This is a genomic window from Streptomyces lomondensis (assembly GCF_014651035.1).
Lineage (GTDB): Bacteria > Actinomycetota > Actinomycetes > Streptomycetales > Streptomycetaceae > Streptomyces > Streptomyces lomondensis.
On record NZ_BMWC01000004.1, the window covers coordinates 310,802 to 323,250 of the forward strand.

Annotated in this window: 13 protein-coding genes; 5 read left to right on the forward strand and 8 right to left on the reverse strand. The window is 71.4% G+C overall.

Annotated features, from left to right (window positions below; translation table 11 throughout):
- Nucleotides 1-119: 119 nt before the first annotated feature.
- A complete protein-coding gene (locus IE255_RS39210; RefSeq protein ID WP_229906440.1) occupies nt 120-2,462 on the reverse strand; it encodes a bifunctional serine/threonine-protein kinase/ABC transporter substrate-binding protein in 2,343 nt (780 codons plus the stop codon).
- A 209-nt stretch (nt 2,463-2,671) separates the two neighbouring features.
- Here IE255_RS39210 and IE255_RS16575 point away from each other — a divergent pair, with 209 nt between their 5' ends.
- On the forward strand, nt 2,672-3,649 hold the full coding sequence (locus tag IE255_RS16575; protein WP_190051028.1) for a TerC family protein: 978 nt from the start codon (nt 2,672-2,674) through the stop codon (nt 3,647-3,649).
- 10 nt (nt 3,650-3,659) lie between these two features.
- Entirely contained in the window at nt 3,660-3,896 is a 237-nt protein-coding gene (locus IE255_RS16580; protein ID WP_190051029.1) for a hypothetical protein, read from the forward strand.
- Nucleotides 3,897-3,976: 80 nt separating this feature from the next.
- Here the strand turns inward: IE255_RS16580 and IE255_RS16585 are convergent, their stop codons facing one another.
- From IE255_RS16585 to IE255_RS16615, 7 genes are all read right to left on the reverse strand, one after another.
- Entirely contained in the window at nt 3,977-4,639 is a 663-nt protein-coding gene (locus IE255_RS16585; RefSeq protein ID WP_190051030.1) for a class I SAM-dependent methyltransferase, read from the reverse strand.
- A gap of 57 nt (nt 4,640-4,696) precedes the next feature.
- Complete coding sequence (locus IE255_RS39215) at nt 4,697-4,864, reverse strand: DUF6223 family protein (RefSeq protein WP_229906441.1); 168 nt, start codon at nt 4,862-4,864, stop codon at nt 4,697-4,699.
- A 300-nt stretch (nt 4,865-5,164) separates the two neighbouring features.
- Nucleotides 5,165-6,208 carry an LLM class flavin-dependent oxidoreductase gene (locus tag IE255_RS16595; RefSeq protein ID WP_190051031.1) on the reverse strand — a complete coding sequence of 348 codons (1,044 nt, stop codon included), beginning with the start codon at nt 6,206-6,208 and terminating at the stop codon, nt 5,165-5,167.
- Nucleotides 6,209-6,259: 51 nt separating this feature from the next.
- On the reverse strand, nt 6,260-7,747 hold the full coding sequence (locus IE255_RS16600) for an aldehyde dehydrogenase (protein WP_190051032.1): 1,488 nt from the start codon (nt 7,745-7,747) through the stop codon (nt 6,260-6,262).
- Nucleotides 7,740-8,471, reverse strand: coding sequence for an alpha/beta fold hydrolase (locus IE255_RS16605; RefSeq protein ID WP_190051033.1), 732 nt, complete (start codon nt 8,469-8,471; stop codon nt 7,740-7,742). Before IE255_RS16605 ends, IE255_RS16600 begins: the two co-directional genes overlap by 8 nt.
- 6 nt (nt 8,472-8,477) lie before the next feature.
- Nucleotides 8,478-9,029 carry an amino acid synthesis family protein gene (locus IE255_RS16610; protein WP_190051034.1) on the reverse strand — a complete coding sequence of 184 codons (552 nt, stop codon included), beginning with the start codon at nt 9,027-9,029 and terminating at the stop codon, nt 8,478-8,480.
- A complete protein-coding gene (locus IE255_RS16615) occupies nt 9,026-9,640 on the reverse strand; it encodes an amino acid synthesis family protein (RefSeq protein ID WP_229906442.1) in 615 nt (204 codons plus the stop codon). Before IE255_RS16615 ends, IE255_RS16610 begins: the two co-directional genes overlap by 4 nt.
- Before the next feature lie 256 nt (nt 9,641-9,896).
- Here IE255_RS16615 and IE255_RS16620 point away from each other — a divergent pair, with 256 nt between their 5' ends.
- From IE255_RS16620 to IE255_RS16630, 3 genes are read left to right on the forward strand one after another with little or no spacing between them, the layout of a single operon-like run.
- A complete protein-coding gene (locus IE255_RS16620) occupies nt 9,897-11,492 on the forward strand; it encodes a BCCT family transporter (RefSeq protein WP_190051036.1) in 1,596 nt (531 codons plus the stop codon).
- Nucleotides 11,479-11,904 (forward strand): ester cyclase, encoded by a 426-nt coding sequence (locus IE255_RS16625; protein ID WP_190051037.1) that lies wholly within the window; start codon nt 11,479-11,481, stop codon nt 11,902-11,904. The genes IE255_RS16620 and IE255_RS16625 overlap by 14 nt, the downstream gene beginning before the upstream one ends.
- Before the next feature lie 26 nt (nt 11,905-11,930).
- Nucleotides 11,931-12,434 carry a flavin reductase family protein gene (locus tag IE255_RS16630; RefSeq protein ID WP_190051038.1) on the forward strand — a complete coding sequence of 168 codons (504 nt, stop codon included), beginning with the start codon at nt 11,931-11,933 and terminating at the stop codon, nt 12,432-12,434.
- Nucleotides 12,435-12,449: the final 15 nt, after the last annotated feature.

Here is a 12,449-nt window from a genome sequence, read left to right on the forward strand (position 1 = left end):
GCACGGACGTCACCGGCCTCGCCGCCATGGCCAGGCCTGAGTCCGCGCCGCCGTCGCAGGCCGGCCTGCGTACGCGTGCCGATGCCGGCCTGCCGGTGGCCGAGGAGCACGGGACCCCCTCATCCGCCGGTGAGTGTGCCGTCGGCCGACGTGACCGTGATGGCGGTGGTGCGGCCGTCCGGAGCGATCCGGAGGACGGGGATCGCCTTGTTCTTCGGGGCGCCGTCGCTGCCGAGGGCGATCCAGCCGCTCGCGCCGGGCAGCGGCCCCTGCTCCCGCAGCCGGGCGAGCGTCCGGTGCACGTCGGTGACCGTGGGGTGCGGCACCGCGGGAGTCTCCCGGACCGCCCGGGCCGCGGTCAGCAGGGCGTCGTACATCATGATGGCCCGGCCGTCCTCCAGGTCCCCGTGCCGGAACGTGTCGGTGAACGTGCCGTCGCGGAAGGGCGCCGCGAGCTTCAGGTCGAAGGCCTCCGGTGCCACGTCCCAGGCCCGGGGATGGGCGAGGCCGGTGTGGAGCAGGTCGATGCCGCCCTTGCCGAGCGCGTCGGCGAGATCCCGCGCGCCGAAGCCGTTCGTGTGCCTGATCATCATGGTGTCGTCGCCCGACATCACGGTGATCCGGTGGTCCTTGCAGGGGCGTGCGGCGAGGGCGGTCAGGAGCCGCGGCAGTGTGGTCCCGCGGCCCGCGAAGTAGACGACGTCCGGCCGTACCGCGCACACGTCCGCGAGCCGGGCGCGGAAGCCGGCCAGGCCGGACCGCGAGGAGTCGAACAGGGTGGGTTCCGCGCGGACGAGCCGGTCCGCCGGGATCCGGGCGCGGAACTGCTGGGCGAGGGTGCTCGTGTACTGGTCGCCGGGGGCGACGTCCTGCACGAACAGGATCCGGGCGCGGGCCAGTTTCCCGGTCGACAGGTGCTGGACGGCGGCCGCCGCCTGGTCGGCGTTGGTGGGCGCGATACGTGCCAGGCCGGGAACGGCGGCCCAGGAGTCGGCCGTGAGGACCGAGCCGAACGCGGGGAGGCCGCCGGCCGTCAGCTCCTCCACCATGTCCTGACTCGAGGCGGTGCTGCCGCCCAGGCCGAGTGTCGCCACGATCCGCTGGGCGCGCCGGGCCCCGAGTACCTGCCCGACCGCGTGGTTGCGCTGCTGGGCGGTGCCTCCCGTGTGGCCGAACAGCAGCCGGACCGAGGCGCCGTCCGGCGGGGCGCCGAGTCTGCCGTTGGTCCTGAGCTGGGCGAGGTGGGCGCCCTCCAGATCGCGCCGGACCGCCTCCATCGCGCCGCTGCCGTCGAACTCCTGGGTGATCGGCGTCAGATACACCATCGACACGTACGGCCGGCCGCCCGGCTTCGCGGCGGCCGCGACGACCCGCCGGTTCTCCGCGGCGATCCGCTCCAGGACCGGCGCGACGGCCCGGCTCGACGAGGAGCGCAGCCCCGCGGGCGACGCGTCCGTGTCCAGCAGACCGACACATCGGCGCATACGGCCCTCGCCGATGGCGGTCAGCCCCTCGGCGCACGGCAGCACCGCCGACGGCGTCGACGGCGGCACATCACCCGCGAGCAGCAGGGTGGTGAGGACGGCCAGCGCGGCGACCGCCGCTCTCCCGGGGCGCCGGCGCCGGCGTGACGGCGCGCTGCCGACCGCGTCGACGCCCTGCTCGGCGGCCCTGGCCGCCAGGCGGAGCACCTCGTCCAGGCCGGGCCGCCGCGCGGGGTCCTTCGCCAGACAGCGAGCCACCAGTGCGCGCAGCGGCCCGGGAACACCGCCCAGTTCCGGCTCCTGGTGCACCACCGCGAAGGCGACCGCGATCGGCTCCAGACCCGCCGCCTCCGGGTCCTCGAAGGGGCTGCGGCCCGACGCCGCGAACGCCAGGACGCCACCGAGCGCGAACACGTCCGTCGCCGGGGAGACGGCCTGGGCCGCGATCAGCTGCTCCGGCGCCATGAAGGCCGGGGTCCCCACCATCGCGCCGCTGCGGGTCAGCGCCCGGCTCTGGACGACGGAACGGGCGATGCCGAAGTCGATGACCCGCACGCCGTCCTCGGCGAGCAGGACGTTGGCGGGCTTCAGGTCCCGGTGCACGATCCCCTGCCGGTGGATGTCGCGCAGCGCCTCCGCCAGCTGTCCCGCCAGCCGGACCACGTCGGCCGCGGGCAGCGGACCGCCGGACCGCACGCGGGCGTCCAGGGAGTCGCCGACGACGTACTGGGTGGCCAGCCAGGGCGGATCGCCGTCCGGGTCGGCATCCACCACGGGCGCGGTGAAGGCCCCGCTCACCTTGCGGGCCGCCGCCACTTCGCGCCGGAACCGGGCCCGGAACTGCGGTTCGTCCGCGTACTCGGGCCGGATCACCTTCAGCGCCACCCGCCGCCCGGCGGGGGTGCGCGCGAGGTACACCACCCCCATTCCGCCGGCGCCGAGGCGCCGTTCCACGGTGAACTCCCCGATCCGCCGCACCCCGCCAACGTAGCGGCGCCGGCGGCCCGCGGTTTCCGCCTTCCCGGGGTACGTCCTCGATCAGCACACCTTCAGGTGAAGCGGCACGGGTCGGCCGGTGCCGACGGCGGGGCCTGTGCAGAGGCCGAGGAGACAACCGCTGCCGGTCCGTCCAGACTCGAAGGAGGAGAGGGAGTCTTCCGGTCGACCGGGTCTGCGAGGGCCGGGCTGTGCATGATGTGCCGCTGTGGCTGTGGATGGTGTTCGTCGTCACCGTGCTGGTGTCGCTGGCAATCGATCTGCTGGCGCATCGGCACGCGCACGTCATCGGCTTCCGGGAGGCCGCCGCCTGGAGCGGGGTGTGGGTGGGGCTGGCGGTCGTCTTCGGCGCCGCCGTCTTCCTCGTGGTGGGCACCACCGCCGGAGTGGAGTACACCACCGCCTGGCTGCTGGAGAAGAGCCTGTCGGTGGACAACCTCTTCGTCTTCGCGCTGATCTTCGGCTACTTCCGGGTGCCCCGCGCCTACCAGCACCGGGTGCTCTTCCTCGGAGTGCTCGGCGCCCTGGTCTTCCGGGGGCTCTTCCTGGCCGCCGGTGTGGCGGTGGTCAGCCGCTTCACCGCTGTGCTGTTCGTCTTCGCCGCCATCCTCTTCTACAGCACGTACAAGATCCTCAGGGAGGAGGACGACAGCTTCGACCCCGGCAAGAGCATCGCCGTACGCCTGCTGCGCAAGCTCGTCCCCGTGCGGGACGAGTACGCCGGCACCCACTTCTTCGTACGGGAGGCGGGCCGGCGCGTCGCCACCCCGCTGCTCGCCGTGGTCGCCGCGATCGAGGCCGCCGACCTGGTCTTCGCCGTGGACAGCGTGCCCGCGGTGCTGGCCGTCAGCAGTGACGCGTTCATCGTCTACACCAGCAACGCCTTCGCCATCCTCGGCCTGCGGGCCCTGTACTTCATGCTCGCCGGCCTGCTGGACCGCTTCCACTACCTCAGCAAGGGCCTGGCGCTGATCCTCGCCTTCATCGGCGTCAAGCTCATCCTCCAGGCGTCCCACAAGCTGATCAGCCCCGACGTGCCCGAGATCCCCTCCCCGCTCAGCCTCGCCGTCATCGCCACCGTCCTGGCGATCTCCGTCGCGCTGAGCATGCTGCGTCCCCCACCGGCCGAGCACGCCGGCGACCGCCAAAACATCCTAAAGCGGGATTAAAATCGGCGTTATGAGCAGCGACAAAGAGCCAAGAGCGGCCTCACGTTCCCGGTACGTCTGCCGCTCCTGCAAGCAGCCGGTGGACGCCGTGATGGAACGGCACAAGACGATGGGCGTCTTCGTCCCCGTCTGGGTGGCGGGCCCCTGCCACAACCGGCGGTGCGAGGAGTACGTACCGGAACAGGTGCCGGTCACCTCGGTGCGGGGTGCGACCTGGCAGCACCTGACCGGCTGGAAGCGCGACTGAACGACCGACGCCGTCAGCGGGCGGCGACAGCCGGTCTGTCTCGACGTGCGCACGGGGCGTGCGCAGGGTGGGGGCGGGGGTCAGCCGGCTTGCGGGTTCTCGCGTCGACGCAGCACGTCGTAGCCCACGAACTCGAAGAGCCGGGTGCCGGGGCGCAGGGGGCGGGGCGTGCCGGTGAAGCGGTGCACACCGACCCCGTAGCCGACCCCCGGTTCCGACAGCCACTCTTGTGCGAAGCCCTGCTCGGCGAACCGGTCACAGATCATGGGCACGCGGTCGGGGGCGGCCCGGTTGCGGGTCCAGACCACCGTGCCCCCGGTCGTGCACAACTGATCGCAGACGCTGATGGTGTGTTCGATGTCGCCGTCGGTGATGTTTCCGAAGACGCCGCAGATGAGAACGAGGTCCGCGGGGGCCATGTCCCGGTACTGGTCGATGAGGGAGGCGTCGCCGGTCACCACCTCGACGCCCTCCAGCCCCGCCAGGCGGGCCGTCTCCGACGCCGCGGCGGTGTTGCGGGGGTCCAACTCGACCAGTCTCGCCCGCACGTCGTGACGGCGCGGATGGTCGGACAGGACGTGGAGGAGGTCGCGACCGTCCCCGGCGCACAGGCTGATCACCTTCAGCGGCCCGGCCGGCGCACGGTCCAGGGCGGCCCGGATCCGCGATCGAACGGTCCGCAGCCGCCGGGCCATCCAGGAGTCCGCCACCTCGTACTCGTCGTGCCAGGCGTTCCAGTCCATTGCCGCACTCTACGGCCGGGGGGCCTTTGCCGGTAAGGAGAGGAACCTCCCGTGCGGTCAGCCGGTGCGGCGGGAGCGGGTCAGGGCCAGTGCGCCGAGGGACGTACCGGTCAGCCCCATCAGCAGGGCCACGTAGGCCCCGCCCAGCCCGTTGCCGGAACCGAGGCCGCCGTCGGCGGTGGCCGCGACCAAGCCGCCGAGGGCCATGCCGGCCGCCCCCGCCACCGTGGCGAGCCTGGCGCCGAGGGGTCCCCCTGCCGGTGCCGAGACGACCGGCCGGGCGGGCCGGCACCCGCCAGGCGCAGACCACACCGGCCAGCCCCGACAGGGCCCCCGTGGCGGCCCCCAGCCGCCCGAGGTCGAAGTCGTAGGCCGCGACGGGCCGGGCCGAGGCCGGCGCGGTCGGCACGAGGCCTGTGAGCAGGGCGGTCACAGCGGTGGCAAGCAGACGGCGAACAGACATCACGTGGTCCTGGCCTACGAGTCCGGCCCGGTGGCCCCGCGCGGCTCCTGACGCCCCCCGGCTCACTGGAACGCGGGGACGACCTCCTTGATGAACAGCTCCAGGGACCTGCGCTTCTCCTCGTGCGACATGCCGTTGTCGATCCAGAAGCTGTACTCGTCGACGCCGAGTTCCTCATAGGCGCGCAGCCGCTCGACGACCTCGGCCGGGGTGCCGATCATCGCGGTCCGGCGCAGCGACTCCGGCCGGAACTCCGGGCGGTCCGCGAACTTCGACTCCGGGCTGGGCGGCAGGAACCCGTTCCGGGGCGTGGTCTTGTTGCCGAACCAGGCGTCGAAGGTCCGGTAGAAGCGGTTGATCGCCTCCGCGGCCGGGCGCCAGCCGTCGGGCTCGTCGGGGGAGTGGACGTGCGTGTGCCGCAGCACCATCAGATCGGGACGCGGCACCTCCGGATGGTTCGCCACGGCGGTGTCGAACTTCCCCTTGAGCGCGACCACTTCCTCGTCGCCCTTCATCAACGGCGTGACCATGACGTTGCAGCCCTGGGCCACGGCGAAGTCGTGGGAGGCGGGGTCGCGCGCGGCGATCCACATCGGCGGGGTCGGCCGCTGCACCGGCTTGGGCACGCTGGTCGAGGTCGGGAACTGCCAGATCTCGCCGTCGTGGGCGTAGTCGCCCTGCCAGAGCGCCCGGACGGCGGGCACGAGCTCGCGCAGGTGCTGTCCGCCGTCGGCGGCCGGCAGCCCACCGGCCAGTCGGTCGAACTCGAACTGGTAGGCACCCCGGGCGAGTCCGACCTCCATGCGGCCGTTGCTGATGACGTCGAGCAGGGCGCACTCACCGGCGACCCGGAGCGGGTGCCAGAACGGGGCGATGACGGTTCCCGCGCCCAGCCGGATGGTCGACGTCCTCGCGGCCAGGTGGGCCAGCAGCGGCATCGGGCTGGGGGAGATCGTGTACTCCATCGCATGGTGCTCGCCGATCCACACGGTGCCGAACCCGCCGGCCTCGGCCATCAGGGTCAGTTCGGTGAGGTTCTCGAAGAGCCGGCGGTGGCTGACCTCCTCGTCCCAGCGCTCCATGTGCACGAACAACGAAAACCTCATGACTGCTCCTCGTCTGCTGGTGGGGTACGGCCCGCGGAGACCCGTGGCATGTCAGCTCCGCATCGTGAACGGGTCGGCCACGGGCTCCTCGCTCGTGTTGATCCAGACGCTCTTCAGCCGGGTGTACTCCTTGATCGCCTCGGTGCCGTGCTCGACGCCCGTACCGCTCGCCTTGAACCCCTGGCGCGGTGACATCGGGGACATGGCCCGGTAGGTGTTGACCCACACGGTGCCGGCGTCCAGGCGGGCCGCCATCCGGTGCGCCCGGGCGAGGTTCGTCGTCCAGACACCGGCCGCGAGCCCGTAGTCGGTGTCGTTCGCCAGGCGTACGACCTCGTCCTCGGTGTCGAACGGCATGACCGCCAGGACGGGGCCGAAGATCTCCTCGCGTACGACACGCATGCCGTTGTCCACGTCCACGAGGACGGTCGGCTCGTAGAACCAGCCGCCGAGGCCCCCGTCGGTGGCTCGCCCGCCGGTCAGTACCCGGGCGCCTTCGCCGCGTCCGAGGTCGACATACCCGGCGACCTTGTCGCGCTGGCCTTCGAAGGCCAGCGGGCCGAGTTCGGTCTTCTCGTCCAGGGGGTCGCCGATGCGGATGGTCCTGGCGCGTTCGCAGACGCGGTCGAGGAGTTCGTCGTAGACGGACCGGTGGGCGAACACCCGGCTGCCGGCGATGCAGGTCTGTCCGGCGGCGGCGAAGATGCCGGCGACGACGCCCATCGCGGCGTTCGGGAGGTTCGCGTCCTCGAAGACGATGTTGGGCGACTTGCCGCCGAGTTCGAGCGTGGAGCCGACGAACCGGCTCGCGGTCGCGGCGGCGATACGCGCCCCGGTGGCGGTGCTGCCCGTGAAGGAGATCTTCGCGAGGCCGCGGTGGTCGACCAGGGCCTGCCCGGCCTCGGCGCCGAACCCGGTGACGACGTTCACCGCGCCCGGCGGGAACCCCGCCTGGAGCGCCAGCTCGGCGAGCCTGAGCACCGTGGCCGAGGTGTGTTCCGAGGGTTTGACCACGACGGTGTTGCCGGCGCAGAGCGCGGGCGCCAGCTTGCTGCTGGTCAGCGTCAGCGGAGAGTTCCAGGGGGTGATCGCGCCGACCACGCCGAGAGGCTCCCGGGCCGTGTAGTTGAGTACCTGCCGGTCGGAGGTGGGGATGAAGTCGCCGTGGATCTTGTCGGCCAGTCCGGCGTAGTAGTGGAAGTACTCGGGCAGGACCGCCAGCTGCCCGCGCATCTCGCGCAGCAGCTTGCCGTTGTCCCGCGTCTCCATGCGGGCCAGGTCCTCGGCGTTCTCCGCGATCAGGTCCCCGAGGCGGCGCAGCAGGTGTCCGCGGCGGGTCTGGCTGAGGTCGCGCCAGCGCGGGTCCTCGAAGGCCTCCCGCGCGGCGGACACGGCTCGCTCGATGTCGGCGGCGTTCCCGCGCGCCGCCCGGTAGAGGACCTCGCGCGTGGCCGGGTTGGTGCTCTCGAAGTACGCGCCCGACGCGGGCTCGACCCACGTCCCGCCGATGAAGTGCCGCAGCGCGGTGGGTTCAGACATGTGCGCACGCTCCGATGAAGGTGGTGAGGGAGTCGGCGAACGCCTCGGGGCGCTCGACGGGCAGCATGTGACGCGCCCCGGGGACGACCACCGCACGGCAGTCGGGGAGCGCCGCGGCGAGCCGGTGGGTCATCTCGGGGGTGGACCCGGGATCGTTCTCGCCCGTCACCGCCAGTGCGCGTACGGCGATCCGCCCCAGGTCCGGCGCGAGTTCGGCGTCCGCCGTGGCGAACACGCGGTAGCAGCCGAGGAAGGACCCGACGTCGTTGGCGAGCAGCGTGGCCTCGGTGCGGGCCACCCGGTCGGGGGCGACGCCGGTGCCGGCGTACCAGCGCTTGAGGGACGCGGCCGCACTCGCCGGGAAGTCGGCCTCCGCGGCGCGCAGCCGGCCGAGTACGGAGGCCCGCTCCTCCTCCGTGCGCGCGCACACCGAGCTGACCGAGGTGAGCGTGGCCACCAGCTCCGGGCGGTGCAGCGCCACATGCTGGGCGACCAGCGCACCCAGCGAGAAACCGACCAGGTGCGAACCCGCCGGAATCTCGTCGGCCACCCCGTCGGCCAGGTCCGCGAGGGTCACCCCGTCCCTCACCGGCGGGCGCGAGCCATGGCCCGGCAGGTCGGGGGTGAGCACGGTGAAGCGGTCGGCCAGCAGCGCGGCGGCGGGCTCCCACATGGTGTGGTCGAGGCCGACGCCGTGCAGCAGCACCACGGTGGGCTTGCTCATGGACACCTACTGCTCGGTCGACAGCGGTGCCAGGCGCTGCTGGGGGCGCCCCTGGGCGGCCGCGGCGAGGGCGACGACGATCTCGTCCGGGTGGGGGGCGTCGCTGATCCGGACCTCGACGGTCTGGTGGTGCGAACGGATCGTGGCGTCGGTGATGTGCTTGAGCGGGATGTCGAAGACGATGCCGGCGGGCCCGCGCTTCTCGACCGCGGGCAGCAGGGTGGTGGCGTCCGCGGCCTTGCGGAAGTGGTCGCCGAACTTGAGCGTGTGGATCAGTGCCGAGCCGTGCTCGATCTCCCCGTCCAGGCCGACGATGGCGGCCTTGCCGTAGGCCTCGGCGGGTTCCGCGAGGGCGTCGAGCACCGCCGGCGCCAGCAGCGCGCCGAGATCGGAGGCGTGCGCGTCGATGCCCGGGTTGAGGTCCTCCACGAAGCCCTGACCGGACCAGGGGTTCTCGATCACCGCCGCGACGACGGCGACGCGGGCCGGGGGATCGACCCTGCGGCCGCCTTCGGTGCGGATCTCCTCGACGACGGTCACGATCTTGCGGACGTTCATGAGGGAACTACCTCCAGGCTCTCGGTGGTGACGACGGGGTCGGTCGTCCGGTCCCCGATGCGGGGGTGCGGGCGCGGCCCCGTCGACGCGGCGGCGATGACGACGATCTCGTCCGCACGCGGGGCGTCCGGGACGCGGGCGCTGATGGTCTGGTAGTGACTGCGCGTCGAGGCCCGGGTCTTGTGCCAGAGCGGGACGACCAGCGTCTCGCCGGCCTCGGCGCGGGTGTCGGCGAAGCAGATGATCGACTCGCCCTGGAGGAACTCCCGCACCAGATTGCCGAAGTACGGGGTGTGGATGAGGGCCCCGGCGTGCTCGATCTCGCCGGCCGTACCGACGATCGCGGCCTTGCCGAACGACTCGATCGCGTCCACGCCGCCCAGGGCGGCGATGAGCCGGTCGGTCAGCAGCTTCGCGAGCACCGGGGCGATGAGGGCCTGCTCCGGCGACAGGTCGGCCGAAGGGCCCGCGCCCACCCAGGGGTTGCGTATGACCGCGGCGACGCTGGCTCGCCGCGCGGGCTGAGCGGGTGCCTCGCCCGCCTCGGTGAAGACGACATCGCGGTAGAGCACGAGCTTCCGGAGACCGATGGTCTCGTCAGGGTGATCCATTCGCTCTTGCATGGCACAGGACGATAGGCATCCCCGCTTGTGACGGTCAAGGGGTCGGACGGAAGGGCTTCCCCGCGTCCCCGCCAGGCTCCCCTGCGGGGCCGTCTCAAGCAATTGACCTGCTGTTATCGGTGGCACTCCGTGCCGGGACGTGATTCGCTGCGACCGAACCCTTGACGCTCCATCTGTGCCATGCCTTACTGCTGCTTGCATGCCAGGGCGGGTGCATCAGGCCCTGCGGACTCTAAGGAGTTACATGTCCAGTCCCCTTCGAACCAGTGCGGAAGCGACGCTATCGGGCAGCGGTGAGGAAAACACCATCAACGGCACGGTCGAAGGCCATGACGGGGCCGGCAGGCTCGGTTCCGTCTTCTGGACCTCGCTCGGTGTCTCCGCCCTCTTCGTGGCCTGGGCGGTGCTCTTCACGGACAACCTGAACAAGGTCACGAACACCTCCCTGAACTGGGTGACGGCCACCTTCGGCTGGAGCTACCTGGTGGTCACGCTCGGCATCCTCGTCTTCCTGGTGTTCCTGGCGTTCAGCCCCGCCGGCGACATCCGCCTCGGCAAGGACGGCGACCGTCCCGAGTTCTCCACGCTCAGCTGGTTCGCCATGATCCTCAGCGCGGTCATGGGCATCGGGCTGGTCTCCTACGGCGTCGCCGAACCGATCTCGCACCTGGCGGCCCCGCCGCACGGTCTCGCCGAGCCGAACACGCCGGCGGCGGCCGTCCGCGCCCTCCAGTACTCCTACTTCGACTGGGGGCTCCAGGCCTGGGCGATCTTCGCCGTGTTCGGTCTGGCCATCGCCTACTCGACCCATCGCAAGGGCCGGCGGACCCTGGTGAGCCAGATGTTCACGCCGCTCCTCGGCGACCGGGTGAACGGGCCCATCGGCAAGGCGATCGACGTGCTGGCCGTGTTCGCGACGCTCTTCGGCACCACGACCTCCCTCGGCCTGGGAGCCCTCCAGGTCAACAACGGCCTGGGCCGACTGTTCGGGATGCCGGTCAACTCGGTGAGCCAGGTGCTCATCATCGCCGCCGTCACGTCCATCTTCACGCTCTCGGCGGTGACCGGCGTCAGCAAGGGCATCAAGCTGCTGAGCCAGGGCAGTTCGCTGCTGGCGATCGCGCTGTTCGTCTTCATGCTGGTCGTCGGCCCGACCGTGTTCCTCGCCAACCTGTACATCGAGTCAGTGGGCCAATGGGCCACCGACTTCTTCCGGATGAGCCTCCAGGGCACCGCGTTCGGCGGGCTCGAATGGATGCAGTGGTGGACCTACTTCATGATGGCCTGGTGGGTCTCCTGGGGCGCCTTCGTCGGCGTCTTCCTGGCCCGCATCTCCCGGGGCCGCACCATCCGCGGCTTCATCATGGGCGTCCTCGTCGTCCCCAGCGTGGTGTTCTTCACCTGGTTCACGGTCTTCGGCGGCACCGCGATCCACATCGACATGTTCCAGGGCGGCGACATCGCCAAGCAGACCGCGGCCGACATCAACAGCGCGTTCTTCGCGACCCTCGACCACTTCCCGCTCGCCGCGCTCACCTCGGCGATCGCGATCATCCTGGTCGTGATGTTCTTCGTCTCCGGCGCGGACGCCAACACCTACGTGCTGTCCATGATGACCTCGGACGGATCGCTCACCCCGCGCCGCTCGGTGCTCGTCCTCTGGGGCGTCCTCACCGGTGTCACCGCGGTCGTCCTCATGCTCGCCGGCGGACTCAACGCCCTGCAGAACACCGTCATCGTGACGTCCCTGCCGTTCCTCGTGATCATCGCCGGTCTGGCGGTGTCCTTCTGGAAGGAACTGTGCGCGGACCGAAAGGAGAAGACCGATGCCGCACACTGACGCCCGCCGCGGGCTCATCGAGAAGGTGTGGGCCGCGGCCTGGGGCCAGGGCGACGTCGACGCCCTCGACGCACTCCTGAGCCCGGCCTACCTCCGCCACGGCCAGGACCCGCACCCCCAGGACCTGAACGCCTTCAAGGCCGCGATCACCACGACCCGCGCGGCCTTCCCGGACCTCGTCACGACCATCGACGACATCCTCATCGACGGCGACCGGGCCGCGATCCGCTGGCACAGCAGCGGAACCCATGCGAACTCGTTCCTCGGCGTCCCTCCCACCGACCGGCACGTCGAGGTCAGCGGCGCCACGTTCGCCCGGTTCGAGGGCGACCGGATCGCCGAGGAGCACGTGACATGGGACCCCCGGGCGCTGCTCTCGGCGCTGGGCGTCATCCGGGTGGGACAGGACTGACGATCACGATGACCAGGAGCATCTCCATGACCCCGCTTGCCTCCCAGCCCGACCTCGACGTGATGAAGCAGGTCAACCGCCAGTTCGTCACCGGTGTGACGGTCGTGACCGCGATGGACGGGCAGACGCCCAGGGGACTGGCCGTCAACGCGTTCTCGAGCATCTCGCTCGACCCCGCCACCGTCATGGTGTGCGTCCAGCGCACCTCGTCCACCCACGCCTGCCTGTTCCGGGCGGACCACCTCGCGATCAACATCCTGTCCACGGACCAACTCGACGTCGTCCGTACGTTCGCGAGCAAGGCCGACGACAAGTTCAAGGACGTCGCATGGGAGAGCGGCCCGTACGGCAGCCCGCTCATCGCCCGGAGCAGCGCGCAGATGGAGACCGAGATCCGCGAGCGGCTCCAGGCCAGCACCCACACCGTGTTCATCTGCCGCGTGGTGCACGCCGCCGTCGCCGAGCGCCCTCCGATGGTCTACAGCGCGGGTAAGTTCTTCGACGGTGGCGCGCTCGCGCCGCTGGCATGACGGGCGGGTGGCTCG